General features: G+C 59.9%; 21 protein-coding genes. 8 read left to right on the top strand and 13 right to left on the bottom strand.

From position 1 onward, the window contains the following. Positions 1-5: 5 nt before the first annotated feature. Together modA and IE079_RS01310 are read right to left on the bottom strand one after the other, a co-directional pair. Positions 6-755, bottom strand: coding sequence for a molybdate ABC transporter substrate-binding protein (gene modA / locus IE079_RS01315; protein WP_189571672.1), 750 nt, complete (start codon positions 753-755; stop codon positions 6-8). A gap of 29 nt (positions 756-784) precedes the next feature. Beyond that, a complete protein-coding gene (locus IE079_RS01310) occupies positions 785-1,348 on the bottom strand; it encodes a DUF1415 domain-containing protein (protein WP_189572871.1) in 564 nt (187 codons plus the stop codon). 82 nt (positions 1,349-1,430) lie between these two features. Between IE079_RS01310 and IE079_RS01305 the strand changes: the two genes are divergently transcribed. The 3 genes from IE079_RS01305 to IE079_RS01295 all read left to right on the top strand — a co-directional run bounded on the left by IE079_RS01305 (position 1,431) and on the right by IE079_RS01295 (position 5,724). Further along, a complete protein-coding gene (locus IE079_RS01305) occupies positions 1,431-2,306 on the top strand; it encodes an EamA family transporter (protein WP_189571670.1) in 876 nt (291 codons plus the stop codon). A 229-nt stretch (positions 2,307-2,535) separates the two neighbouring features. Beyond that, positions 2,536-4,107 carry a methyl-accepting chemotaxis protein gene (locus IE079_RS01300; protein WP_189571667.1) on the top strand — a complete coding sequence of 524 codons (1,572 nt, stop codon included), beginning with the start codon at positions 2,536-2,538 and terminating at the stop codon, positions 4,105-4,107. 243 nt (positions 4,108-4,350) lie between these two features. Further along, positions 4,351-5,724 carry a sodium-dependent transporter gene (locus tag IE079_RS01295; RefSeq protein ID WP_189571665.1) on the top strand — a complete coding sequence of 458 codons (1,374 nt, stop codon included), beginning with the start codon at positions 4,351-4,353 and terminating at the stop codon, positions 5,722-5,724. 298 nt (positions 5,725-6,022) lie between these two features. Here the strand turns inward: IE079_RS01295 and IE079_RS01290 are convergent, their stop codons facing one another. From IE079_RS01290 to IE079_RS01270, 5 genes are all read right to left on the bottom strand, one after another. After that, the gene (locus IE079_RS01290; protein WP_189571662.1) at positions 6,023-7,885 is read right to left on the bottom strand and encodes a HAMP domain-containing methyl-accepting chemotaxis protein; all 1,863 of its coding nucleotides are present in this window, start codon (positions 7,883-7,885) and stop codon (positions 6,023-6,025) included. Positions 7,886-8,195: 310 nt separating this feature from the next. Further along, positions 8,196-9,506, bottom strand: a complete 1,311-nt coding sequence (locus IE079_RS01285; RefSeq protein WP_189571660.1) for a TRAP transporter large permease — start codon at positions 9,504-9,506, stop codon at positions 8,196-8,198. Then, positions 9,503-10,057 (bottom strand): TRAP transporter small permease subunit, encoded by a 555-nt coding sequence (locus IE079_RS01280; RefSeq protein WP_189571657.1) that lies wholly within the window; start codon positions 10,055-10,057, stop codon positions 9,503-9,505. The genes IE079_RS01285 and IE079_RS01280 overlap by 4 nt, the downstream gene beginning before the upstream one ends. Positions 10,058-10,136: 79 nt before the next feature. After that, a complete protein-coding gene (gene dctP / locus IE079_RS01275) occupies positions 10,137-11,180 on the bottom strand; it encodes a TRAP transporter substrate-binding protein DctP (protein ID WP_189571654.1) in 1,044 nt (347 codons plus the stop codon). Between the two features lie 238 nt (positions 11,181-11,418). Next, positions 11,419-12,867, bottom strand: coding sequence for an amidase family protein (locus IE079_RS01270; RefSeq protein WP_189571651.1), 1,449 nt, complete (start codon positions 12,865-12,867; stop codon positions 11,419-11,421). A 119-nt stretch (positions 12,868-12,986) separates the two neighbouring features. Between IE079_RS01270 and IE079_RS01265 the strand changes: the two genes are divergently transcribed. Further along, positions 12,987-13,727, top strand: coding sequence for an enoyl-CoA hydratase-related protein (locus tag IE079_RS01265; protein ID WP_189571649.1), 741 nt, complete (start codon positions 12,987-12,989; stop codon positions 13,725-13,727). A 72-nt stretch (positions 13,728-13,799) separates the two neighbouring features. Here the strand turns inward: IE079_RS01265 and IE079_RS01260 are convergent, their stop codons facing one another. The 5 genes from IE079_RS01260 to IE079_RS01240 all read right to left on the bottom strand — a co-directional run bounded on the left by IE079_RS01260 (position 13,800) and on the right by IE079_RS01240 (position 19,977). Then, on the bottom strand, positions 13,800-14,567 hold the full coding sequence (locus IE079_RS01260) for a class II aldolase/adducin family protein (protein WP_189571646.1): 768 nt from the start codon (positions 14,565-14,567) through the stop codon (positions 13,800-13,802). Between the two features lie 185 nt (positions 14,568-14,752). Next, a complete protein-coding gene (locus tag IE079_RS01255; protein ID WP_189571643.1) occupies positions 14,753-15,895 on the bottom strand; it encodes an acyl-CoA dehydrogenase family protein in 1,143 nt (380 codons plus the stop codon). Positions 15,896-15,905: 10 nt separating this feature from the next. Continuing rightward, positions 15,906-17,102, bottom strand: coding sequence for an acyl-CoA dehydrogenase family protein (locus IE079_RS01250; protein ID WP_189571640.1), 1,197 nt, complete (start codon positions 17,100-17,102; stop codon positions 15,906-15,908). Between the two features lie 411 nt (positions 17,103-17,513). After that, positions 17,514-18,683, bottom strand: a complete 1,170-nt coding sequence (locus IE079_RS01245; RefSeq protein WP_189571636.1) for an acyl-CoA dehydrogenase — start codon at positions 18,681-18,683, stop codon at positions 17,514-17,516. A gap of 85 nt (positions 18,684-18,768) precedes the next feature. After that, a complete protein-coding gene (locus tag IE079_RS01240; RefSeq protein WP_189572868.1) occupies positions 18,769-19,977 on the bottom strand; it encodes a 3-oxoadipyl-CoA thiolase in 1,209 nt (402 codons plus the stop codon). A gap of 251 nt (positions 19,978-20,228) precedes the next feature. Between IE079_RS01240 and IE079_RS01235 the strand changes: the two genes are divergently transcribed. From IE079_RS01235 to IE079_RS01220, 4 genes are all read left to right on the top strand, one after another. Continuing rightward, positions 20,229-21,560 (top strand): hypothetical protein, encoded by a 1,332-nt coding sequence (locus IE079_RS01235; RefSeq protein WP_189571633.1) that lies wholly within the window; start codon positions 20,229-20,231, stop codon positions 21,558-21,560. 349 nt (positions 21,561-21,909) lie between these two features. Next, a complete protein-coding gene (locus IE079_RS01230; protein WP_189571630.1) occupies positions 21,910-22,413 on the top strand; it encodes a DUF6795 domain-containing protein in 504 nt (167 codons plus the stop codon). Positions 22,414-22,445: 32 nt separating this feature from the next. Beyond that, a complete protein-coding gene (locus IE079_RS01225) occupies positions 22,446-23,612 on the top strand; it encodes a lipase family protein (protein ID WP_189571627.1) in 1,167 nt (388 codons plus the stop codon). 120 nt (positions 23,613-23,732) lie between these two features. Beyond that, positions 23,733-24,530 carry a ParA family protein gene (locus tag IE079_RS01220; RefSeq protein ID WP_189571624.1) on the top strand — a complete coding sequence of 266 codons (798 nt, stop codon included), beginning with the start codon at positions 23,733-23,735 and terminating at the stop codon, positions 24,528-24,530. 42 nt (positions 24,531-24,572) lie between these two features. Here IE079_RS01220 and apbC read toward each other — a convergent pair whose 3' ends face one another. Continuing rightward, positions 24,573-25,424, bottom strand: a complete 852-nt coding sequence (gene apbC, locus IE079_RS01215) for an iron-sulfur cluster carrier protein ApbC (RefSeq protein WP_227712287.1) — start codon at positions 25,422-25,424, stop codon at positions 24,573-24,575. Positions 25,425-25,435: the final 11 nt, after the last annotated feature.

Here is a 25,435-nt window from a genome sequence, read left to right as displayed (position 1 = left end):
CAGTCTCAGTCCCTGTCCGGGGTTTCAAAGCCATACTGGCGGAGGATGGCACCGGCCCGGGCAGATTGCATGAAATCCCGGAAACGCTGGCTCGCCGGGTTCTCCGCACCATGGTTGGTGATCACCATGGCCATTGCCAGGGGCCCGTGAAGGTCCCGGGGAAGCAGGGTGAATGGTCGCCCGGCCAGCTCCGGGGAATAGGTCAGCGACCACGCGATCAGGCCCGCATCCGCCGCGCCGGATTCCACCATGGCAGCCGTCTGACCGATGTTTTCCCCGTAGACCAGTTTCGGTTGCAGATCCTGCCACAGTCCCAGTGATTGCAAGGCTTCCCGGGCCCGTTGGCCGTAGGGCGCGTGGCGGGGCTGGGCAATGGCAATGCGCTGAATAGCGTCGCGACCAAGAGCCTCCGGCGTGAGTGCTTCACGCTGCGGGTCGGCGTGCCAGAGCACCAGTCGTCCCAATGCGTAGATTTCGGGCTTCGAGCTGGCCGAATCAAGACCGACGAGCTGCTGTGGATAGGCGGTATCCGCCGACAGGAAAACGTCGTAGGGGGCACCATTGACGATCTGGGTGGCCAGCTTGCCGGAGGCGCCGAATATCATGGTGACAGGTGTTTCCGGATATTTCTGTTCGAAGGCTTCGGTCAATGGCGCCATCGCCAGACGAAGACTGGAGGCAGCGGCAACCGTCAGGGCGCTGGCCGGGGTAGCAAGACTCAGAGTCAGCAGGCAACAGAGCAGGGTAATGCGCATGATTCGGGGACAGTCTCCGACGTTTTGTTTCAGCCTACCGGATTCGAAGGGTCCGTCAAAGACCGTTGTAGCAGCGCCTTCATGTGATTGGCGCCCAGGGCCTCCACCCGCTCGATATTCCGTCGCGGAATGGCGTCGGTATCCGGATAGGCGGCTATGGCCTTTTCAAGACTGGCCTCACGTAGCAGATGAAGCATCGGCCAGGGGGAGCGGTTGGTGTAGTTTTCCGCCGCATCGGCGGCGGTACCGGCGAACTGGTAGTGGGGGTGAAAGCTGGCGATCTGGATCACGCCTTCCAGTTCCAGGATTTCCACCAGGCCATCGGCCATCGCCAGGAAATCATTGTAGTCATGGAAATCCTGCAGAACCCCCGGGTGAATCAGCAGGGTGGTCTCGATACTGTTGTCATCGACCAGTTTCAGCAGTTCCCGTTGCAGGTCGCCCAGCAAGGCATCCGGTGTCTGCACATCGGTCACGGCAAAGCGAACGCGGTTATTGATCAGCTCGCGGCGGGCGAAGGGGCACAGGTTAAGGTCGACAACCACATCTTCCACCCAGCGACGGGTGGCCTGGACAACGGCTTGCTGATTCATGGTGCTGGAGTTCCGGAAAGTCAGGTCATTTTGATAGTAAGCCATGATACAGTGCCGCCCTCAAAAAGGGTGGATGGATATCATGATACTGCTGATTCTGGTCACGGCGCTCTGGGCCTTTTCCTTCAGCCTGATTGGTGAGTTCCTGGCTGGCCATGTGGACAGCGATTTTGCCGTGCTCAGTCGTGTGCTGATGGCGTCACTGCTGTTCCTGCCGCTGACACGCTGGGCGGGGGTGCCGGGGCGGCTGAAGCTGGGCATCATGCTCACCGGTGCCCTGCAGTTCGGTATCACCTACCTGTGCCTGTATCGCTCGTTTGCCTACCTGACGGTACCGGAAGTGCTGCTGTTCACCGTGTTCACCCCCTTGTACGTCACCCTGATTGATGATGCCCTGTATCGCCGGTTCTCCCCGGCGGCCCTGATGGCCGCGGCAGTGGCTACCCTCGGAGCCGCCATCATCCGTTACGACGGCCTCAGTCAGGAGTTTCTGACCGGATTTCTGCTGCTGCAGCTGGCCAACCTGACCTTTGCTTCGGGCCAAGTGGGCTACAAGCATCTGATGCAGGCGTTTCCGTTGCCTGCTGTTCCTGCTTGGCGCACCTTCGGTTATTTCTTTTTCGGCGCACTGGTGATTGCGCTGCCGTCCTTCCTGGTGTTCGGCGACCGCTCCATGCTGCCCGTCACCGGGCTGCAATGGGGTGTGCTGGTCTGGCTCGGGCTGGCGTCCTCCGGTCTCGGGCTCTTCCTGTGGAACCGCGGTGCCTGCAAGGTGGATGCCGGCACCCTGGCAGTGATGAACAATGCCCTGGTGCCGGCCGGGCTGGTGGTGAATCTGTTGATATGGAACCGGGATGCGGACCTGCTCCGGCTGCTCATCGGTGGTGCGGTGATCGGCTTCTCCCTGTGGCTCAATGCCCGTTTTCATCCCCGGGCAAGGCTGGGTCTGGCGACGTAAACCAACGGCATCGCGATCAACCGGACCTGGCCCGGTCACAATCGCTTACACACGATGTGGTTTCTCATTGTTATCATTGCTGCCCGTTGACTAAAGTCAATATAAAGCCAGCCGATACCACCTCCGTAGTTTGCAATACGCCAGCCTGGTCCGACCGTTGCACTGGTCTTGCGAGACCATTCCGGTGTCGGCGTGTACATCGACCATCGTTCAGGAATGCTATCCCGTCATGCGCAATAACGGCCCCGTTACCCAACGCGAAGCGAAAATGAAGCCGGGCAGCCGGCTGATCACGACCACGTCGCTGAAGGGCGTGATCACCTACTGCAACGATGATTTCGTGGCGATCAGTGGTTTTGACCGGGACGAGCTGATTGGACAGGCCCACAATATTATCCGCCACCCGGATATGCCCCAGAGCGTATTCAAGGCCATGTGGGACACCATCAGTGCCGGCAAACCCTGGATGGGCGTGGTCAAGAACCGCTGCAAGAATGGCGACCATTACTGGGTGAGTGCCTACGTTACGCCGATACTGGAAAACGGGCAGATGACCGGTTACGAATCGGTTCGTGTCGAGCCTACCCGTGAGCAGGTGGCGCGGGCCAGCCGTTTGTACCGCAGATTGTCTGCCGGTAAGGGGGCCTTTGCCGCCAGCACCCGGCTGCAGTCGATTGCCCGCACTGGCTGGCCGATGCTGATTCCACTGGCAGCAAGTCTGGTGGCTCTGGGATGGGGAGCGTTCTGGCCGGGTGCAGGGTTGATTGTTGCGGGTTTCGTGGTCGGAGGCGCCCTGCAGACGGCATCGTTGAGTGCCCGCCTGCGGTCGCTGATCAATCTTCGTCCGGAGGCCTTTCGTGACCCCCTTGTGGCCCGGACCTATACAGACGAAAGCGGTCTGTTTGCCGAGCTAGGCATGGTACTGATGAGTGAAAAGGCCAGGATCCGTACCGCGCTGGCGCGTATCGAGGACCGTGCCGGTGATTTGCTGCAAACCGCCCGGGAAGGCCAGAACCAGATTGCCGAAGGGGCCAGGGCCATCGAGCAGCAGCGGGAGGAAACCGATCAGGTGGCCTCGGCCATGAACGAGATGACCGCCTCCATCCAGGAGGTGACCGACAACGTCAACAGTAACGCCGACGGCGCCCGCCAGGCCAATGAGCTGGCCCGCCGTGGTGGCAACCTCAGCGGTGAAGCGTTGCAGTCCATCGAGCAGTTGGTGGCGCAGGGTACGACCATTGGCGATTCAGTCGGCCGCCTGGGCGAGTCCACCGACAAGATCGGCGATGCGGCACAGTTGATTTCCGATATTGCCGAGCAGACCAACCTGCTGGCCCTGAACGCCGCCATCGAGGCTGCCCGTGCCGGTGAGCAGGGCCGTGGCTTCGCCGTGGTGGCGGACGAAGTGCGCTCCCTCGCACAGCGCACCCGCCAGTCCACCGTGTCCATACACGATGTGATCGAGAACTTCCGCGCCCAGGTGGACGAGGTGGTCACCGCTACCCGCGAGGGTGAGGAAATCGGCAACCAGGGGCTGGCCAAGGTACGGGAGACGGAAGCGGCACTGAAGGACATCATGCAGACCATCGAGGGTATTTCAGACAGCTTCATGACCATGTCTGCGGCCTTCGAGGAGCAAAGCCAGGTCTCCGAGGAGATCAACCAGCAGGTGGTCCGTATTGCTGGGCTGGCGGATACCAGCACCGAAAAGGCCGATGGTGCCCGCGGTGCCAGTGAGAACGTCAGCCAGCAGGCCCATGGTCTGAACGATCTGGTGGCGCGGTTTGTCAGCCGGCAGTAAGCGGCTGTTCCGGCTCCCATTCTCGTAGACAACCCGGTGTGGTGGCGGCCCTCCTCTGCTGCACCGGTCCCTCCTGTTACATAGTTAACCCGCCATTTTACAAACTATCCGGCTCCCGAGGTGGCATCGGCCGCCCGACACTGGCAAAATCCGCCGCCAACAGCTGGTTGCAGGCAGGGAACACCATAGCCAGCTACTCTTATTTCCTATCCGGATTCAACTGTATCAGTACAGGGTTCTATTATGTCTGAAAATAGCCTGACCAGCCGCGGCAACTGGTCGTCCCGCATGGCCTTTATCCTGGCCGCTGCGGGCTCTGCCGTGGGCCTGGGCAATATCTGGAAGTTCCCCTACATGACCGGCGAGAACGGGGGCGGCGCCTTCGTAATTGTCTATCTCGCCTGTATCGCCGTGATTGGCGTTCCCATCATGATGGCCGAGGTTTTTGTGGGCCGTAACGGGCAGCGCAACCCGGTGGCCAGCATGCGGCTGGTGGCCGAGCGTAACCTGAGCAACCCGGCCTGGCGACTGTCCGCCATTATCGGTGTGCTGGCGGCGTTCATGATCCTTTCCTTCTATTCCGTGATCGGGGGCTGGTCTGCCTCCTACGTGATGCACTCCGGCATGGGTGACTTTGCCGGTCAGGATGCCGACGCCGTGGGTGCCATCTTCAGTGCGTTGCTGGCGAGCCCGGGCATCCTGCTATTCTGGCACACAGTGTTCATGGCGCTGGTGATTTTTGTCGTTTCCCGTGGCCTGAAAAGCGGCCTGGAGCGGGCGGTAAAGATCCTGATGCCGGCCCTGTTCCTGCTGTTGCTGGTGGTCGTTGGCTATGCCACCACCACCGGGCATTTCATGGAGTCTCTGGATTTCCTGTTTACTCCGGATTTCAGCAAACTGACCTGGGATGCCGTTCTGCAGGCGCTGGGGCAGGCCTTTTTCACCATGAGCCTGGGTATGGCGATCATGATGGCCTACGGCTCCTACCTCGGCAGGGATGTCTCCATTGGCCGTGCCGCCGTGGGCGTGGGCATCATGGACACCCTGGTGGCCCTGCTGGCGGGTCTGGCGATTTTCCCGTTTGTCTTTGCCAATGGCCTGGAAGCCGGCCAGGGTCCCGGTCTGATCTTCGTGACTCTGCCACTAGCCTTCGGTCAGATGCCCCTGGGTGTGTTCTTTGCTACGTTGTTCTTCGTGCTGCTGCTGTTTGCCGCCTGGACCTCCGGCATTTCGCTGCTGGAACCGGTCACCGAGTGGGTGGAAGAAAAGATGGCCATCACCCGCACGGGAGCCGCCATTCTTGCCGGTGTTGCCTGCTGGTTGCTGGGTGTGGCGTCAATCCTGTCCCTGAACGTGTGGTCTGACGTCTACCTGCTGGGCATGTTTGAGCGCTTCGAGACGACCGGCATTCTGGATCTTCTGGACTTCTTTACCGCCAATATCATGCTGCCGTTGTCCGGTCTGCTGACCGCCCTGTTCGTGGGCTGGTGCGTGGCGAAGGAATCCCTGCAGGCGGATATGGCCATGTCCGATGGCATGTTCACCCTGTGGCGCAACCTGTTGCGTTATGTCACGCCGATTGCGGTGCTGGCAGTGTTCATCTACAACCTGTTGTAAAAGCAGAAAGCACACAACCAGAAAGCCAGGGGCCGGGTGTGTCTTCCGAAACAGTCAGAGAACAGGGTTCTCGTTTCGGAAGGCATGCCCGGCCCCTGGCGTTTTGTGCCAGGTATAATGGTGCATTCTGAAAGAACGGGTTCGGGGACTTCTCTTAGAAATGAAAACCCTGTTTTCTGACTGTTTCAAAGGAAAATCCCCGAACCCGTTTGCGTTAGCCTGAAAGGCTTAAGTCCGTGCAATAAAAAACCCGTGAGCCTCCTCAGGCCCACGGGTTTTTTTGTGGTTGCCGGTCCGCTTACAGTCGGAAGCGGGCCACCTGGCTCCTGAGATCTTCCCCCAGTCGCGCCAGTTCGTTGCTGGAGGTGGAGATCTGCTCAGCCGCGGTGGCGGACTGGTCGCTGACATCGCGGATCTGGGTGACGTTCTGGTTGATGTCTTCGGCCACGGAGGTCTGCTGCTCCGCTGCGGTGGCAATCTGGCTGTTGTATTGGCTGATGTTTCCCACGGCCTCGGCGATCTCGCGGATGGTTTCGCCGGTCGTGCGGGCGCTGTCCAGGGTCTGGCCGGCGAGGGTGGTGCCGCTCGACATGGTAGAGACGGAGTCCTCTGCACTGTTGACCAGGTTGGTGATCAGCGTTTCGATCTCGGACGCGGAGCTCTGGGTACGCTGGGCCAGGGAGCGAACCTCGTCCGCCACCACGGCGAAGCCGCGGCCCTGCTCACCGGCGCGGGCGGCTTCGATGGCGGCGTTCAGGGCCAGCAGGTTGGTCTGCTCGGCCACCGACTTGATAACGTCCAGCACGGTGCTGATGTTCTGGGTATCCGTCTGTAGGCCACGCAGCCGTTCCATGACCGTTTCCACCTGGCCATTGAGCTGGTTCACATAGGACAGGGTTTCCTCGACGGCAGCCTCACCGGCAGAAGCCTTTTCGTTCGCGGTGGTGGCGGCGCCGAAGGCTTCCTCGGCACTCTTGGCTACCTCGCTGACCGTGGCCACCATCTCGTTCATGGCAGTCGCCACCTGATCAGTTTGGTCCCGTTGCCGCGTCACGCCCTCGCTGGTCTCAGTAGTTACCGTGGACAGCTCTTCAGCGGAGGAAGCAATGTTGGTGGCGCCGGAATCAATATGCCGCACCAGCTCCCGCAGGCTGGTTACCATGGCGCTCAGGGCGGACAGTAGCTGGCCGAGTTCATCGGTCCGTTTGCTGGTGACGGTCTCCTGCAGGTCGCCGCTCGCTACCCGGGTTGCCAGGGCCACTGCTTCACGGACCGGATGCAGAATACTGCGGGTCAAAAGCCAGGACAGGGCAGATCCGAAAATCACGATCACCGCCAGAACACCGGCGATCAGCATCATTGCCTGTTGTCGTTCGGCAAGCATCTCCTGCTGCTGAGCCTGCTGCAGGGCACTGGCCATTTCAGCGCTTTCCTCGGCGGTTGCCACCATGTCGCCCTGGATTTCGCTGGTACGGTTCTCCGCGTCGACAACCGCCCGGAAAGCGTTGAGATATTGCTCGATCAGTCCAGCCAGCGACTCTTTCAATTCCTTGTCCAGAAAAGAGGACTTAATAGAGCGCTTCGCTCGCTCACCAGTGCTGAGGAGCTGTTCCACGGCCTCCTGTTGACCTTCCACCAGGAAATTACTTTCCAGACGACGCATCTGCTGGATGGCGGCGTTAGCGGCATAAAGCTGGTCTTCACCCGCAAAACCGTTGATGACACCCCGGGTTGCCAACTCCAGCTCTTCCAGGCTTTTGGCCCTGTTCTGGCGGACTTCGACGAGTGAGGTCAGTAACTCATCGTAGCGGTCGACATCTTTGACAATGGTATCAAGCCGTTGCTGACCCTCATCAGACGTCACTCTGCCCCGCAGGTCCCGGGCGGTGTTTCGTGCTTGCGTTGTCAGGCCAATGGCTTTATCCACGAAGCTGGTGTCGTTCTGAAGCAGGAAATTTTTCTCGGCCTGCCGTGCCGACAGCAGTGTGGTTTCGATGCTGGAGGCGTCGGCGAGGATAAGCGATCGCTCACTATACTGCTGCAGGGTCAGCAGGCCGATACCGCCGACTATTATCGTCAGCACGATCAGTACAGCAAATCCCAGGGCCATTTTCATGCCCAGGGACAAACTGAGGTTGGAGAAATTCTGCGGCAGATGCATTGCTGGCTCCGGCAATCTTGTTATTGAAGAAACTGGGTTATAGATCGGTTATCGGCCGCAACCACCATTTATTTAGCAGCCGGCCATTTGACCGTGGCGGAATCTTCATGGGGAGGGCGCCGGCTCAAGTGCCGGCGAAGGCCGTCATGTGAAGCCACGACCAGTGGCTCAGTTAATCGGGGTGGGGGTGATCAGGCAAGGGGCATTTGGTAACAGAGTGCAACGATCCCAGTGCATTCGCGGCTGCCTCAAGCCGGAACCAGAAACGCCGGCCTGAATCAGGCCGGCGTTTTTGTGGCGAGGTCTGCCGTCAGAAGAACAGGTTTGGCAGGTAGGTGACGATTTCGGGGAAGATCATCAGCAGGATCAAGCCTACAATTTCCACCAACACGAACGGGATCACCGATTTGTAGATATCCTTCATGGTGATGCCCGGCGGCACAATGCCCTTCAGATAGAACAGGTTGAACCCGAAGGGTGGTGTCATGTAGCCGATTTCCATATTGATCACAAACAGGATGCCGAACCAGATCGGATCGAACCCCAGGGACTCCACGATAGGCAGGAATACCGGCAGCGTTATCAGCATGATGCCCACAGGGTCCAGTACCATGCCCAGAACGAAGGTGATCAGCATCATGGCGATGATCACACCCCATGGTCCGCCGGGGATACTGGCCATCCAGCCTTCAATCATCGGCTGCGCACCCATGCTCTGATAAGCAGCGCTGAAGGCGTGTGCTGCAAACAGGATCCACATGATCATGCCGGTCAGCTTGAAGGTGCGGATGGACGCTTCCTTCAATAGTCCGAATTCCAGCTTGCGGTAGACCGCGGCGGCAATCAGGGCGCCCAGAACACCCATGGCGGCTGCTTCGGTGGGCGTGGTGATGCCCCCCATGATGGAACCCAACACCATGATCACAATGAGAATGGGCAGTGCAACGGAGCGCAGGGCCAGCAGTTTTTCACGCATTGTGCCCCGGTCCTCGGGAGGCAGCGCCGGTGCCAGATGCGGCTGCAGGCTGCTGCGGACCAGGATGTAGATGGCAGTCAGTACCATCAGCAGAATGCCCGGCAGAATACCGGCGGCAAACATCTTGCCGACCGAGACACCACTGATCAGCGCATACAGGATCATCATGATGCTGGGGGGAATCAGGATGCCCCAGCCGCCACCGGTATTGATCACGCCCAGGCACATGCTGCGGTCATAACCGCGCTCCATCATGGCGGGCAGGGCGATGGTGCCCATGGCCACGACGGCGGCACCACTGATGCCCACCATTGCGGCAAAAATCGCACAGATAAAAAGGGTACCGATGGCGAGACCGCCGCGCAGTCCCCCGAACCACAAATGCATGGCCCGGTAAAGATCCTTTGCCACGCCGGTTCGTTCCAGAATCATCGCCATGAAAACGAACAGGGGGATGGCCACCAGGGTGAAGCTGCCCATGGTGCTCCAGATCTGGGAGGCCACCATGTAGAAGGAGCCAACGCCCCAGGTGAAATACAGAAAGATAACGGACACGCCGCCCAGCACAAAGGCCAGGGGCAGGCCCAGAAATACGAAAAACAGCAGCGACCCGAAGAAAAGCAGGGTGAGGACTTCAATGCTCATAGTTGCTCTCCCTTGGGATCATGCTCTGAATGGTCCTCGGGCCGGTAGTAGCTCAGGTTGCAGGCGATGGCGATGTCTTCCAGCAGCTTGACGATACCCTGTAGTAACAGCAGGGCAGTACCTATAGGGATGCAGGCTTTTATCGGCCAGATGGGCGGATTCCAGGCAGAATAAGAGGTCTCCCAACTGCTGATGGATTTGCTGGCCATCTCAAAGCTGAAATACAGCAGCGCCAGGGTAAAGAGAAAGAAAAGAATCGATGTGAACACATCGACTGCGGCCTGCATGCGCGTGCCGAGAAATGACTGGATCAGGTCAACGTTAACGTGCCCCCGATGCGCCATGAGGTATCCACCGGAAAGCACGGCGTAGGCGCCGAACATCAACTGCGTCAGTTCGTTGGTCCACATAGTGGGAGAGTTGAAGGCATACCGCAGGAAAACTTCCAGCAATATGAACACGAACATGGCAAACACCAGAAACGACACGGCAACGCCTATGGCCTTGTTGAGTCTGGTAACGCCGTTCATGAATGCGGTGATCGCACGCATGGGGCCTCCGGGAGGGGTCATGTGGCTTGCAATAAAAAGCCGGGGGCCTGTTAAGCACCCCCGGCCGGCTCGGTTCGGCTTACAGGTAGCCGAGATCGCCCAGGTAGTCCTTCAGCATGGCAAGTGCTTCAGCAGCCTTGTCGCTGCGCTCGCCTTCCTCGTCCCACATGGACTGGGCTGTCTGTACCAGGTGGTCCTGCACTTCCGGAGGCAGGGTAGTCACCTCGACACCCATCTCATCGATGGCCTTGGCCAGGGTGATGCGCTCTTTGTACAGGTACTCATTGGTGCGGAACCAGAACTGCTCCTTCAGCACGTCCTTCACCAGTTTCTGCAAGTCTTCCGGCAGCTCGTCCATGGCCTTCTGGCTGACGATGATAACGTCAGTGCCGGCAATGTTCAGGGCGGGCTGCACGTGATACTTGGCAATCTCGTACAGACCCATGGAGTACGCACCCTGGGCTGCGCCCCAGTGAGCACCGTCAACGATGCCGGAATCCAGTGCGGTGTACAGCTCGCCACCCGGGATGTAGGAAGCAGCCGCACCGGCTTCGGTCAGGAACTTCTGCAGGGCACCAGAGGAGCGGATTTTCAGGCTCTTGAACTCTTCCAGCGAGTCGACAGGCTCCTTGACCACCATCTCGGTGGGATACACCTTGTCAGTAGCCCAATAAACGCCGTCTTCGGCGGCTTCTTCACGCAGCATTTCCTCGAAGCCCAGGACCTGGTGGAAGTAGGCTGCTTCCCAGACGTTGCGGAAGGCAAACGGCAGACCGGAAGCGATACCCGCCAGGGTCATCTCGTTGGACGCATAGGCCGGAGAAATAGTGCCCATTTCCAGGATGCCACGGCTTACCGCGTTATAGGTTTCCTTGGCACTGAACAGCGAGCCAGCTTCGAACAGCTGAAGTTCGAGACGACCGTCGGAGCGCTCTTCAAGCTGTTCCTTCAGGCGACCCAGGCTGTCCTCGTAGGAGCTGGATGCGCCCGGCCAGTGAGACTGCACTTTCCAGGTGAAGGTTTCTTCCTGTGCGGAGGCAGGGGCGGCGATCAGGGCGGCAGTGGCGCCCAGGGTAAGTGCCGAAGCAAATACCGTCAGTGATTTGCGAACGTTGTTAAGCATTACTTCTTAACCTCTTTGTTGTTTTCCAAGGGGACGTCCTGTCTTGATTTCATCTAGCGAAACTTGTGACTGCAGAATGGATCTGCGTTTCCCAAATTTATCGCAATCGGGCGAGGGTTTGCAATAACTGCCGGGATTCCCTGGTCAGATCGTGTAACCGACCCCGGGACAAGGTCCCGGGTACCCTCGGTAAAACATAGCGTATGCAAGCGAATTTGTCCGCCTGCCCGACGGATTTTCAGGACTGATCCGGCCAAGGCAGGCCATCCGGAAACCGTTGTGCCTGTATCAGGCGCGCGACCCGGATCAGCGTTTTTTCACTCCAGGCCGGGCCGATGATCTGTACCGCCCGTGGCAGGCCGTCATCACCGAAGCCCACCGGGAAGCTGATGGCGGGCAGGCCCACCATCATGGCGACGCCCGCCCAGGCGGTAATGTCCAGATAGGGTTCGGCCTTGCCGTTGATGGTCAGGGTGCGTTCCATGGCGGAAGTGTCCTGGCTGTGGGGGAACGGCAGGGTATTGGTTACCGGGCAGATCAACAGGTCATGGTCTTCGAAGAAGCGGGCCCAGGTGCGTTGCAGTTGCGCCCGCTCCTCATCTTTCTGCAGCCATTCACCGTGACTCTGCAGGGCGGCCCTGGCGAACCGGTGACGGTATTCGTCGCCTTCCTCGGCAGCAATCTTTGCCAGCCGGTTGCGGACCTTCTCCGGCAGACCCACCCCCATGGCGCCGCCGAGCAGATGGTAATAAAGACGATGGCTTTTCTCCAGGGTCAGTCCTTCCGGCCGGGCATCTTCCACGGCGGCACCCGAGGACTTCAGGTCTTCACAGAAACCGATCAGGCCACTGAGCACCTCGTTGTCCACCGGCGCCCATTCGTCGTTGAGCCAGGTGGCGAAGCGGTAGTCTGCCAGCGGTTTCGGATCCGGCTGCGGCAGATTTACCTGCCAGGCTGACATGTCGTCATCGGGGCCGGCCAACAGCTCCAGTTCCGCCTCCAGGTCATCCAGGTGGCGGGTCAGCGGGCCGCCGACACCCATGTCCCGTTTGCCAACACTGCCTGGTGCACCGGGCACGTGGCCGCGCATGGGGATCAGGCCCAGGGTCGTCTTGAGGCCGTAGATGCCACAGAAAGCCGCCGGGGTGCGAATGGAGCCGCCAATATCGCTGCCCAGCTCAAGGGGCGTCAGGCCGGCGGCCATGGCGGCTGCGGCACCGCCGGAAGAGCCTCCCGGAGTCAGGTCGGTATTCCAGGGGTTGTTGCTGGTGCCATAGATATCATTGAACGACTGCAGGTCACCGGCGAACTCCGGCACGTTGGTTTTGCCGAAGATGATGGCGCCGGCGTCCAGCAGCCGCTGTACCGCCACGGCGGTACGGGGCGAGACGTGATCCTGGTAGCCCTTGTGACCGGCGGTGGTGGGCCAGCCCTCCAGCTCCCAGGTTTCCTTGATGGTCATGGGTACACCGTGCAGCGGACCCAGGTCGACACCGTCCCCGGCCGCCCTGTCCGCGTCCCTGGCCTGTTCGCGGGCCTGGTCTTCGCGCAGAACCACGATGGCGTTCAGGGCCGGGTTCAGGCGGTGGGTACGCTCAAGAAAATGGTCCAGCACCTGTTCGCTGGTGTAGTGCCGGGCCTTGATGCCGCGGGCGAGTTCGAATGCGGGGATTCGATGAAAATCCATGGGGACTCCCTGGTGATTGTTCTGGTTTTGTCGAGCGCTCGTTCGGTTTGACAACCATAGAATATCCCATCGTTTTGTGGAACAGTATTTCAGAATTCGCCAACCGATCAGGAGCTCCCGTGATTCAGACTGAGAAGAAAAATGGCTATGTCCATCTGTTGATTGCCCGCCCGGAAAAAAAGAACGCACTGACCCGTGACATGTATGAAGCTCTCTCGGACGGGGTCAAAAAGGCGGCCGATGATCCTGACGTCAATGCCATCGTTATCAGTGGCGATGGCGGCGTCTTTACGGCTGGCAACGACCTGGACGACTTCCGCGCCCGGGCCACGGACACCACGCCCAAACCATCGGCCGGGCTGGCTTTCATCGAAACGCTGATGAACTGCGATACGCCGGTACTGGTGGCGGCAGAGGGCCTGGCGATCGGCATTGGCACCACCATGCTGCTGCATGTTGATGCCGTCTATGCGGGTCGCTCCACGCGCTTCAAGACCGCATTCGTGGATCTCGGCCTGGTGCCGGAGGCGGCCTCGACCGTGACCATGCCGTTGCACCTGGGGTCCCGCAAGACGGCGGAGCTGTTGCTGATGGGGGATGTGCTGGCGGCTGATGAAGCGGCGGAGATCGGCCTGATCAGTCGTGTGGTGGACGATGGCGAGGCGCTCAATGAGGCATTTGCCGCTGCTGAAAAGCTCGCTGGCAAGCCCCGAGAGGCCTTGCGGGCCAGCAAGCGGCTGATGAAGGCGCCCTGGCAGGCCATGGTAAAGGAAGCCATGGAGCGTGAGCGTGAGGTGTTTGCCGAGCGTCTGACCTCGGACGACTGCCATGCCGCCCTGGCCCGCATGGGCAAGAAGTAGAACCCGCCTCAACCATGCAGGCAGGAGCCTGCGGGAACTCCTGCCTGCGTTTGCCTTGGATGGCGCCCACGCTTATACGGCGTAGCCGGGGTTCTTGCTGTCCAGCAACCGGGTCAGCGCCGGCCAGGTCAACGCCGAAGCCTTGCCCAGGGACTGGGACTGCTCGCGGGTGGTCTCGATGGCCTCCTGAGAAGGCAGGCAGTACGGCGTCGGGGTCTTTACCTGAATCTCGCAGGCTTTCATCAGAAAGTAGAGATAAGTGAAGCATTCCGGTACCGAGCCGCCAGCGGTCAGGATGCCGTGGTTGCGCAGCATCAGCATGTTCTTGTCGCCGATGTCCCGGATCAGTCGCTCCCGTTCGTCCAGGTTCAGGGCAACCCCTTCATAGTCATGATAGGCCATGTGGTCCAGGCACAGCATGCCGGTCTGGCTCAGGGGCAGCAGGCCTTCCTTGTGGGCGGATACGGCAACGGCGTCAGCGGCGTGAACGTGCATCACCGCATGGGCGTCGTCCCGGCCCATATGCACCGCGCTATGGATGGTAAAGCCGGCCGGGTTGACCCGGTCGATGCCGCCCGCCTGCACAACCTGACCTTCCTGATCCACCTTGACCAGCGACGAGGCTGTGATTTCGTGGAAAAGCAGGCCGTAGGGGTTGATCAGAAAATGGTGGTCCGGTCCGGGCACCCGGGCTGACAGATGGGTAAAAACCAGGTCATCCCAGCCAAACAGGGCGACCAGCCGGTAGGCGGCAGCCAGTTCCGTACGGACTTTCCATTCCGCTTTCTTCAGTTCATCGGTGTCCATTTCATTGGAGCCGGTGATATTGGAGTCGTTCATACTGCGCGATCCTCTTGTTGTTGGACATCGGGAGCTGTTTAAACGCTCCCTGTTGTTGGGGGTGCATGGTTGTTGGGGGTGCATGACAGTGTAGCCCACAAAAAAGGGACGGTCCCTACGGGACCGTCCCTAACACTCTCCGACTGGAGGAGAGACCCGACAGGTTCGTAACTACCGGTTACTGATCAGCTGGCTTCCAGCAGGGACGCGTAGCGCTCCAGATGGAAGTCATCGTCGCCCAGCTGGTGGCCGATCATGACCAGGCGCTTGGCATAATGGGCAAAGCTGTATTCCCAGGTCATGCCGATGCCACCATGCATCTGGATACCGCTTTCGGAAATGAAATGCCCGGCACGGTTGATAACGCTCTTGGCAGCGGCCAGAGTGCGACGGCGCTCGTCATTCTGTTCGGCGTCGGCATAGCTGGCCGCCAGGATCGCCATGGAGCGGGCCTGTTCCAGCTCGGACATCATGTCCACCATGCGGTGCTGCAGCACCTGGAATTTGCCGATGGGCACACCGAATTGCTTGCGCTGCTTCAGGTACTCCAGGGTCAGCTCGTTGGCTTCTTCCATGCAGCCAACCGCTTCGGCGCACAGGGCTGCAATGGCGCGACCAGTCTGATATTCGATCACGTCTGCCGCCTTGCCTTCCTCGCCCAGCAGGGCATCAGCACCAACCTTGACGTTGTCCAGGAACACATCGCAGCCCTTGGCGCCATCAATGGTCGGGTATGAGCGACGTTCTACGCCCTCGGCGTTGGCGTCGATGGCGAACAGGCTGATGCCATCGGCATCGCGAACGTCGCCGGAGGTGCGGGCAGACACGATGAACACGTCAGCACAATGGCCGCCGATGACCACGGCTTTGCGACCGCTCAGGGTGTATCCGTCACCGGATTTCTCGGCGCGGGTTTCCACTTCGTTCTGGTTGTAGAACGCCTGCGGCTCCTGCAGGGCAGCGGCCACTTTCAGTTCGCCAGAGGCGACGCCTTCCAGGTACTTTTCCTTCTGGGCGTCGTTGCCGGCCTGGCTCAGAATGCCGCCACCGAAGACCACCGACTGCATGTATGGCTCGAGGCAAAGGCCACGGCCCAGCTCGGTCATGACGGACTGGATTTCAACACCGCCACCGCCAAAGCCACCCAGCTCCTCGGGGAAGGGGACGGCGGTCAGGCCTAGCTCGCCCAGCTGCTTCCAGAAGTCTTCGCTGAAGCCCAGCTCGGTTTCGCTGAATTCCAGACGCTTTTCAAAACTGTATTCACCGCGAACCAGACGCGCCACGGTGTCCTGCAACATTTGTTGCTCTTCGCTCAGAGTGAAGTCCATGGTCGCCTCCTTATAGTCCCAGAATCATTTTGGATACGATATTCTTCTGGATCTCGTTGGATCCGCCGAAAATCGACAGCTTGCGGTTATTGAAGTACTGAGCGGAGAGCGGCGCGGCGTTCTCGTCAGACAGGAACTCGCCCTCGTAATCAAGGCTCATTTCCTCTTCAATAAACGGCAGGGCGTAGGGACCAATGGCGCGACGGGCCAGGTCGTTGATCGCCTGGCGGATCTCGGTACCCTTGACCTTGAGCATGGAGCTTTCGGCACCGGGTACGCCACCGCCTTCAACCGCCGCAATGATGCGAAGGTTGCTGATGGTGGCGGCCATCAGGTCGATTTCCACCTTGGCGATACGCTGGCCGAAGGTAGGATCTTCCAGCAGCGGTTTGCCATTTTTCAGCCGGCGTGAAGCCAGCTCCTTGAGGTGGGTCAGCGCAGCCTTGGACATGCCAATGCCGGCCAGGCCGGTACGCTCGTAGGTAAGCAGGTACTTGGCGTAGGTCCAGCCCTTGTCTTCTTCACCGACCAGGTTTTCCACCGGTACCTTGACGTCCTGGAAGAACACTTCGTTGACTTCGTGCTCGCCATCCAGGGTGATGATCGGGCGCACGCTGATGCCCGGGGTGTTCATGTCGATCAGCAGGAAGGAAATGCCCTCCTGGTTCTTGACCTCGGTGTTGGTGCGCACCAGGCAGAAGATCATGTTGGCGTGCTGGCCCAGGGTGGTCCAGGTCTTCTGGCCATTGACGATGTAGTGGTCGCCATCGCGAACCGCCCGGGTTTTCAGGGATGCCAGGTCGGAACCGGCACCGGGCTCGGAGTAGCCCTGGCACCACCAGTGCTCGCCGCTGAGGATCTTGGGCAGGTAGTACTGTTTCTGTTCTTCGGTGCCGAACTTGATGATAACCGGCGCCACCATGTTCACGCCAAACGGGACGGTGCGCGGTGCGCCGTAGGCGCAGGACTCTTCATCCCAGATGTGCTTCTGAACCGGGGTCCATTTCACACCGCCGTATTCCTCGGGCCAGTGGCTGGCGTACCAGCCCTGGTCAACGAGGATCTTTTGCCAGCGCTGGTGGTCTTCCTTGGTCATCTTGCGGAAGCCCTTGACCTTGGCAGCGATGTCGGCCGGCAGTTTCTCATCCAGAAAAGCCCGCACTTCGTCGCGGAAGGCGAGCTCTTCAGCCGTGTAGTTCATGTTCATGAATCAGCCTCTCGGTTCGTTCTAGCGAAAACATATACCGCATAGCAGAATATACCTATGATGGCGGAAGGCCGTTTTCGTGTCAATTCCCCCCGCCTGTCCACCAGCGGTGGACACTTGCCTGCCAGGCACGTTCGGTCCGGCCCGTGTCATGGGCGGATGCGGGCTCGCCAGGCGGTATTCCGGGCTTTCCATAACGGAAACCATGTACCGCACAGCGAAACACCAGAGTCGAAGTCATGCCTTTCTGGTACAGGTGCCACTCGGGCACACAGAACAGACCCACTATCTTAGCGGAAGGTTTCCGGGAATGCGCGTCGCCGGGCGGGAGGGATGCATGCTTTGGGTTATTGCGGGCACAAAAAAACAGGGCCCGAAGGCCCTGTTTCTGGTGGCAGGCGGTGAACTGCCTTATTTGAAGGCCTGCAAGCCGGTCTGGCCACGGCCGAGGATCAGGGCGTGTACATCGTGGGTGCCTTCGTAGGTGTTGACGGCTTCCAGGTTCATCACGTGACGGATAACGTGGTACTCGTCGGAAATACCGTTACCACCGTGCATGTCGCGGGCGACCCGGGCAATATCCAGCGCCTTGCCACAGTTGTTGCGCTTGAGCAGTGACACCGAATCCGGTGTCGCCTCGCCGGCGTCCATCATCCGGCCCAGCTGCAATACCGACTGCAAGCCCAGGGTGATCTCGGTCTGCATGTCGACCAGCTTCTTCTGGATCAGCTGGTTGGCGGCCAGGGGCTTGCCGAACTGCTTGCGCTCAAGGGTATAGTTGCGGGCAGCGTGCCAGCAGAACTCGGCGGCACCCAGGGAGCCCCAGCTGATGCCGTAGCGAGCCTTGGTGAGGCAGCTCAGCGGGCCTTTCAGGCCGGTGACATCCAGCTTGTTGGCTTCGGGTACGAAAACCTCGTCCATAAAGATGGAGCCGGTTTCGGACGCGCGCAGGGAAAACTTGCCCTCGATTTTCGGTGTGTCCAGGCCCTTGGCGCCTTCGCGCTCGATGATGAAACCGGTGATTTCGCCATCCAGCTTGCCCCAGATCACACACACATCGGCAATCGGCGAGTTGGTGATCCAGGTCTTGGAGCCACTCAGCAGATACCCGCCGTCGACCTTCTTGGCGCGGGTTTCCATGCCGCCGGGGTCGGAGCCGTGGTTGGGCTCGGTCAGGCCGAAACAACCAACCCACTCGCCGGAGGCCAGCTTGGGCAGAATGCGCTTCTTGGTCTCTTCCGGTGCGTACGAGAAGATCGGGTACATCACCAGGGAGGACTGTACGCTCAGGGCGGAGCGGTAGGCGGAGTCCACGCGCTCCACTTCCCGGGCGATCAGGCCGTAGCAGACGTGGTTCAGGCCCGGGCCGCCGTACTCTTCCGGCAGGGTGGCACCGAGCATGCCCAGTTCACCCATGTCGGTGAAGATGCTGCGGTCGAACTTCTCGTGGCGGTTAGCCTCGATGATGCCGGGCATCAGGCGCTGGTCGCAGAAGCTGCGGATACTGTCGCGAACCTGACGCTCGGTCTCGTCAAGTTGCTTGTCGAACTGAAGCAGGTCGTCCCAGGGTGCGGAAGCCATAATGTGTCTCCTGAAATTCATAGTGGCGGCGCTGTCAAAATGTCGCACCGCCCGGTTTCTGATACGGCCTTGGGCCGGATTCTGATCAGTCCGTGAAACGCTCGATAACAGCCGCAATCCCCTGGCCGACGCCAATACACAGGCTGATCACGGCGTAACGGCCTTCCATGCGTTCCAGCTGACGGGTAGCCGTCAGCGCAATCCGCGCACCGGACGCACCCAGCGGATGGCCTACGGCAATGGCGCCACCATTGGGGTTCAGGCGCGGGTCAGTCTGGTCGATACCCAGTTTGGTGGTGCAACCAAGCACCTGGGCAGCGAATGCTTCGTTGATTTCGATAACGTCCATGTCCTTGATGGACAGGCCGGCCCGGGCCAGGGCCTTCTCACAGGCTTTTACCGGGCCAAAACCCATGACCCGGGGCTCTACGCCGGTAATGGCTGCAGACACGATGCGGGCACGGGGCCTGATGCCGGCCTTTTCGCCGGCTTCCAGTGAGCCGATGATCAGGGCGGCGGCGCCGTCATTGACGCCGGAGGCGTTGCCGGCCGTCACTACGCCACCTTCAAACAGTGGGCGCAGGTTCGACAGAGCGGCTACATCGGACTGCGGGCGCGGATGTTCGTCCTGGTCCACGGTGACCGGCGGCTTCTTGCGACCCTGGGGCACGTCGATGCCGAGGATTTCCTCGTCGTAGAAGCCCAGTTTGCGGGCACCCTCGTAGCGAGCCTGGCTCTGGGCAGCGAACTCGTCCACCTTGTCGCGGCTCAGGCCCAGATCCGCGGCGATGTTGTCGGCGGTCTGGGGCATGGTGTCGCTGCCGAACTCCGCCTCAACCCGCGGGTTGGGGAAGCGGGCGCCGATGGTGCTGTCGAACATGCGGAAGTCGCGGGAATAGGGGGCTTCGCTCTTGGCCATGACAAATGGCGCACGGCTCATGCTCTCTGTGCCACCGGCCACGAACAGATCACCCTCGCCACAACGCACCGCGCGGGCGGCATCAATAACAGCGGCAAGGCCGGAGCCGCACAGGCGGTTGACGGTCAGACCGCCGGTTTCCACGGGCAGGCCTGACATCAGGCCGGCGTGACGGGCGACGTTACGGGCATCTTCACCAGCCTGGTTGGTGCAGCCGGCGATCACATCCTCGTAGGCGCTGAGCTCGAAACTGTTGCGCTCAATCACGGCCTTGATGACGCTGGTCAACAGGTCATCCGGGCGAACTTTCGCCAGGGCTCCGGCGTGGCGTCCAAAGGGTGTCCTCAAGCCGTCGTAGATATAGGCGCTCATGATTTCTCCTGTACAGGTGATCCGCCGGGAAGGTCTCGCCTACCGGGCGTTGGATAAACGTTCTTATGACCTTTCAATGATAACGGAAAATGCACCCTGCTTGTTTTGGCAAAAATGATAATGTAGTTTCATTGAGCGAAATTCAGTTTTATCCAACGTCAGGGTGGCTAAAGATTAATCCGGCAAATGCGCAAATGCAAGCCATCCGGTAGCCTCTGGAACGTCACCCCAGCCTCCAGGGAATCGCCTGTTCAATGAGTCGTTACCTGCTTTCCCTGGCTGTCGTTATCGAGCTGTTTGCGCTTGTTACGTCAGTCAGGTTGTTCAGTATAGTCGCCGGTTGCCTGTTTTTGGGCTATTTTGCCGTTTTCCTGCCACGGATTTCGCCCTATGCACGGAGTCTGTTGCTGGTAACGCTGGTGCTGGTGGCCGGTCTGGCGGCTAGCGGGCACCTGGACCAGGCCGGGTTGCTGGATGCGGCTGAATCTGCCGGCTTCTATGGTGCGTTCCTGGGTAGCCTGGGCATGATGCAGTGCCTGGTGCGTCGCTTCGAAGTACTCCGCAGAATCCACGATGTGTTGCTCGGCGGTGCCCCGATGCTGCTGTATCCGAAATACGCGGTGACCACCCTCAGCATTGCCTCGGTGCTCAATTTCGGCGTTATGAACCTGCTGTGCGGAACCCTGACCGACACCCTGGACGAGCGGAACATTCACGGCGAATCCCGGCTGAACTGGATTCGCAGCGTGCTGATCAGTGCCCTCAGAGGCTTTGCCCTGGTGCCACTGGTGGCGCCCACCAGTGTCGCCGTTGCCATTATTACCCGGGAAGTGCCGGCAATCTCCTGGTCCCAGCTGCTGCCCTACGGCCTTGCCGTTGCGGCCCTGCTGATCGGCGTGGGCTGGGTACTGGAGCAGGCCCGGTTCCGCAAGGTCAGTGAGGAGCGGGTCAAGCTGGAGGGCTGGCCCCAGGGCTCCCGCACCCTGATCGTGGTGGTCTCCCTGATGCTCGGCGGCATGGCGGCGCTGGTCTACACGGCGGGTTTCAACGTTTCCAGGGCCGCTATGATCGCGGTGCCCTCGGTCACCATCCTTTACATGCTCTGGCGGGAGCACAACCCGCTGGCAGTGTTCCGGGAGGCCACTGGTAACGTTGCCTCCATGAGCAATGAAATGGCGATTTTCGCGTCGTCTGCCTGTCTGGGGGTCGCGTTGATGATTTTGGTGCCGGACGACCTGATCTCCGGCGTGGCGGCGCGGGAACCGGGAGTCTACCTGGTGGCGGTGGCAGGAATGTTGCTGCTGCCGTTGCTTTCTGCCATCGGCATCATCCCCATTACCTCCCTGAGTATCGTTGGTGGCCTGTTGCCTCAGCTGGAGGCTGCTGGCATGGATATCCTGCCCGTTGCCGTGGCCCTGACAATCGGCTTTTCCCTGGCCATGATGCTTTCACCCATGGGGCCGGCGGTGACCCTGCTGGCGCGGTTCGGGCGGGTTTCCCAGCTCAAGGTTGCGTTCAGCTGGAACGGTCTGTTCGTGGCGGCTGCACTGCCGTTGTTGCTGTTGTTCCTGGCGCTGCTGGTCTGACCGTCAGCGGGCCGTGTCCGGGGCGCTCTGCCGTTTGTGGATCCCGGCGTCGAGAGCCCGGAACACGTAAGCCACCGTCAACAGGCCGTCGAATGCGATAGTAAAGGGAACCCCGAAGCCATTACCACGACCGAATTCTGAGACCTGGTTCCGTTGACCTGCCACCGCCATCGCGGGAATATTATGGCAAAGGGATGATCAGCCCCGTTGGGGGCAACACACAGGATTTCAGGGATGAAACCAGCAACGCCTGCCAATGCGGCACCTTCGGTGCCCGCTCAAAACGCCTTGTCCGCTTGTATCCCGCCTGTCGGGTCCCTTTCTCAATCGTGTTCAACCTGGAGTGGGTATGCTCTCCATCAGCCGTTTTCCGGTCGTAATCGGTGTTTTTCTTGTGCTTGTTATCAGTGAGGTGTCTGCGGGGATGTTTGGGTTTGGGAAGAAATATGACGTTCATCTGTTTCCACCCGTGCAGGGAAGGATTCTTCTGGATGGAAGTGCCCTGTCGGGGGTCACTGTTATTCGGGAGGCTACCTATGATGAGGCCGAGATACAGGAAACCCGAACTGATCAGGAGGGGCACTTTTCCTTTCCCGCGTGGACAATAAAATCCCGGACACCTGGCAAGCCCTTCGTGGAAGACCGATTGAGGCAAGTCATCATCGTTAATCATCGAGGCAGTAAATACGTACTTTGGTATTACGTCACTGGTCGCATAGATGGTGAAAAGGTTGTTGCGGAGAAGCTCCAGACACTGAATTGCGACCTGCAGAACGAGGAGATCGATCACCATTTTCAGAAAGCGGAGAATCCCGACTTTACGCACAATATTTCCAGCATTTGTCGCTGGTAAACGGATGTCTCATCAAAACATAAGGAAATGTTATGAAGCAGCTAACTCCGAAGCTCGCAGCAGAATTTGCCGATATCGTATACGAAGTCAGGGAGCCTGGGCCCGCAGGTGTTGTCCAGGTCAAACCCTCCGAGGCGCTTAAGCAGGTTTTCGATGTGAAGTTAGGTAATGGCCCTGTTATGGCTGAGACAGGAGGATTCTGGGGCTTTTTTCAGAGAACCTCCGGCTTCGCCATGGTGGCTGATGGCAAGAACAATTTTGCCGGGCATCATGTCGTTGCAGTGCGAGGGACCAAAACCAACCACGACTGGCTGACCAATGGCAACGTCGGGCTGTCCTCCAGTACCGGTGGCGCGATGGTACATGCCGGATTCAATGAAACCTTCGAAAGCATGAAGCCCGGCCTCGAGGCGCTGCTGACACCTCGCCTCAACCGAGGGCCAGTGGCCGGGATACATTGTATTGGCCACAGCCTCGGTGGCGCTCTGGCGTCCCTGGTTTCTGACTGGATCCATAAGCGGTACCGGCTTGATGCCAACCTGTATTCCTTTGGCGCTCCAAGAGTTGGTATGAAAGGGTTCGCGACCAAATCCAGTTTTGAGGTCAACAAGCTATACAGATGTACCCACGGCGCTGATCCTGTGCCTGCAGTACCTTTATGGCCGTTTATGCATGCACCGGTTAATGGTATCGAATATCGCCTCGATAGAGGGGAAGGTATGAGTGCCGAGGCCCATGCCATGGGTGAGGATGCGGTGCCGGGTTACCGCAACACTGCCCAAAAGGGCGACTGGGACATGCTCCACCAGAACTCAATGAAATACCTCAATAATCCGGTGAGACTGGACTATGCACGCCGCCATGAGGCTTCGTTTTCAAACTACTGGGCAGAGAAACTCTCCGCTGCGCTGGTAACGCTTCTCAAGGACGCCGGATACTATTCTGCTGTATTGGCCCAGGCCGCCATCAGTACCTCATTAACCTTCTACGACATCCTTGCCCATACGCTGGAGGACATCGCCAAGGCATCAAAGTCGCTGGCTGAGCAGACCCGGGGATTGCTGGGCCACATGCTGGCATTTGCCCGGGCTGCAGTCACCACCGTAGTGGACCTGACCTTCAGGTTCATAAGGTGGGTTTTCGATCGGACTTCCGAAGCGTTGTATGCCGTGGTCAGGCAGGCCATTGATAGAACTTGACGGTTCTGAGTGACGACCGCTCGAATACTTTTGAAGGGGGTGTGTACGGCTCCCCCATTCCGCCCCAGGCCTGCTAAGCTGAACGGAATATTTCCAATCTGACCGCGCAACGGAGGCACCATGAGGCGAGTGGTCTTTAACCAGAAAGGTGGTGTGGGTAAATCCAGTATTGCGTGCAATCTTGCTGCAATCGCTGCGTCGCGGGGCAAGCGGGCGCTGGTGGTGGACCTGGACCCCCAGGGCAACTCGACCCTGTACCTGTTGGGTAAGTCGCCCGAGGGGCTGAAGGATACGGTGGCGGATTTTCTGGAGCAGACCGTAACCTTCACCGTGTTCAACCGGCCGCCGGAAGAATTTGTCCATGATACCCGTTTCCCGGGCCTGTCTGTCATGCCCGCCAGCCCGGAACTGGAATTCCTCGAGCGCAAGCTGGAGGCCAAGCACAAGATCTACAAGCTGCGGGAGGCGTTGAAGAAGCTGGAGGACGACTTCGATGAGATCTATATCGATACGGCCCCCTCCATGAACTTCTATGCCCGCGCGGCCCTGGTGGCGGCGGACCGTTGCCTGATTCCCTTCGATTGCGACGATTTCTCCCGCCAGGCCCTATACAACACCCTCAATGAAATCGGCGATCTGCGGGAAGACCATAATGAGGACCTGGTGGTGGAAGGTATCGTTGCCAACCAGTACCAGCCCCGCGCCCGGTTGCCCCAGCAGGTGATCCAGGAGCTGCTGGACGAGGGGCTGCCGGTGGCATCGGTGCGCCTGTCCAGCTCGGTGAAGATGAAGGAATCCCATCAGCGCCAGGAGCCGCTGATCTACATGGCGCCCAGCCATGGCCTGACGGTCCAGTATTGCGAGCTTTATGACGCCCTGGACAGGGCGCCGGTCAGCAGTTCTTCGGAGGCTCGTTGAGGTTCTGGTGCCGTTCAGGTCAGCGAATGTCCGAACGGCACGCTAGTCAACCACAATCTCGGGCACTGGCCGCTCGGTTTCCCTGGTGTGCTGTTCGATACGTTCCAGTTCAACAATGATGCTCCGGGCAACCCCTTGATAGGCCTGGGACAGGGAACCCCCGGGCTCACCCAGCACAACCGGTCGCCCTGAATCTGCGCCCTCACGGACACGAATATCCAGGGGCAGCTCCCCTAATACTCTGGTGCCGGCCTGCTCGGCCATTCGCGCCGCGCCCCCTTCCCCGAAGATATGCTCCTCATGGCCGCATTCGCTGCAGACATGGGTGCTCATGTTCTCGACGATCCCCAGCACCGGCACATTCACCTTTTCGAACATGGCCAGGCCCTTGCGGGCATCCATCAAGGCGATGTCCTGAGGCGTGGTGACGATAACGGCGCCGGAGACGGGGATTTTCTGGGCCATGGTGAGGTGGATATCGCCGGTGCCCGGGGGCAGGTCCACGATCAGGTAGTCCAGATTGTCCCAGCGAGTGTCGTACACCAGCTGTTGCAGTGCCCGGGTCACCATGGGCCCGCGCCAGATTACCGGCGTCTCCTCATCCATCATGAAGCCAATGGACATGGTCTGGATGCCATGGCCTATCATCGGTTCCATCTTCCCGTCCCGGGTTTCCGGCGAGCCGGTGATGCCCAGCATCCGGGGCTGGCTGGGGCCGTAGAGGTCGGCGTCGAGCATGCCGACCCTGGCGCCTTCCGCTGCCAGGGCGAGGGCCAGATTGGTAGCGGTGGTGGATTTGCCGACGCCGCCCTTGCCGGAGGCAACGGCGATCAGGTGCTTGACCCCGGGCACGGCGCGGGGGCCGTTGGCCCCCGCATCGCCACGTGGGGGCATGTTGATCACGG

This window comes from Marinobacter zhanjiangensis, assembly GCF_014651935.1.
GTDB lineage: Bacteria > Pseudomonadota > Gammaproteobacteria > Pseudomonadales > Oleiphilaceae > Marinobacter > Marinobacter zhanjiangensis.
This window is presented reverse-complemented; position numbering and strand designations above follow the sequence as displayed.

Excerpts from the sequence above, each read along its gene's own strand:
- modA (WP_189571672.1), bottom strand. The coding sequence starts at position 755 with ATGCGCATTACCCTGCTCTGTTGCCTGCTGACTCTGAGTCTTGCTACC.
- IE079_RS01310 (WP_189572871.1), bottom strand. The coding sequence starts at position 1,348 with ATGAATCAGCAAGCCGTTGTCCAGGCCACCCGTCGCTGGGTGGAAGAT.
- IE079_RS01305 (WP_189571670.1), top strand. The coding sequence starts at position 1,431 with ATGATACTGCTGATTCTGGTCACGGCGCTCTGGGCCTTTTCCTTCAGC.
- IE079_RS01300 (WP_189571667.1), top strand. The coding sequence starts at position 2,536 with ATGCGCAATAACGGCCCCGTTACCCAACGCGAAGCGAAAATGAAGCCG.
- IE079_RS01295 (WP_189571665.1), top strand. The coding sequence starts at position 4,351 with ATGTCTGAAAATAGCCTGACCAGCCGCGGCAACTGGTCGTCCCGCATG.
- IE079_RS01290 (WP_189571662.1), bottom strand. The coding sequence starts at position 7,885 with ATGCATCTGCCGCAGAATTTCTCCAACCTCAGTTTGTCCCTGGGCATG.
- IE079_RS01285 (WP_189571660.1), bottom strand. The coding sequence starts at position 9,506 with ATGAGCATTGAAGTCCTCACCCTGCTTTTCTTCGGGTCGCTGCTGTTT.
- IE079_RS01280 (WP_189571657.1), bottom strand. The coding sequence starts at position 10,057 with ATGCGTGCGATCACCGCATTCATGAACGGCGTTACCAGACTCAACAAG.
- dctP (WP_189571654.1), bottom strand. The coding sequence starts at position 11,180 with ATGCTTAACAACGTTCGCAAATCACTGACGGTATTTGCTTCGGCACTT.
- IE079_RS01270 (WP_189571651.1), bottom strand. The coding sequence starts at position 12,867 with ATGGATTTTCATCGAATCCCCGCATTCGAACTCGCCCGCGGCATCAAG.
- IE079_RS01260 (WP_189571646.1), bottom strand. The coding sequence starts at position 14,567 with ATGAACGACTCCAATATCACCGGCTCCAATGAAATGGACACCGATGAA.
- IE079_RS01255 (WP_189571643.1), bottom strand. The coding sequence starts at position 15,895 with ATGGACTTCACTCTGAGCGAAGAGCAACAAATGTTGCAGGACACCGTG.
- IE079_RS01250 (WP_189571640.1), bottom strand. The coding sequence starts at position 17,102 with ATGAACATGAACTACACGGCTGAAGAGCTCGCCTTCCGCGACGAAGTG.
- IE079_RS01245 (WP_189571636.1), bottom strand. The coding sequence starts at position 18,683 with ATGGCTTCCGCACCCTGGGACGACCTGCTTCAGTTCGACAAGCAACTT.
- IE079_RS01235 (WP_189571633.1), top strand. The coding sequence starts at position 20,229 with ATGAGTCGTTACCTGCTTTCCCTGGCTGTCGTTATCGAGCTGTTTGCG.
- IE079_RS01230 (WP_189571630.1), top strand. The coding sequence starts at position 21,910 with ATGCTCTCCATCAGCCGTTTTCCGGTCGTAATCGGTGTTTTTCTTGTG.
- IE079_RS01225 (WP_189571627.1), top strand. The coding sequence starts at position 22,446 with ATGAAGCAGCTAACTCCGAAGCTCGCAGCAGAATTTGCCGATATCGTA.
- IE079_RS01220 (WP_189571624.1), top strand. The coding sequence starts at position 23,733 with ATGAGGCGAGTGGTCTTTAACCAGAAAGGTGGTGTGGGTAAATCCAGT.
- apbC (WP_227712287.1), bottom strand. The coding sequence starts at position 25,424 with ATGCCCCCACGTGGCGATGCGGGGGCCAACGGCCCCCGCGCCGTGCCC.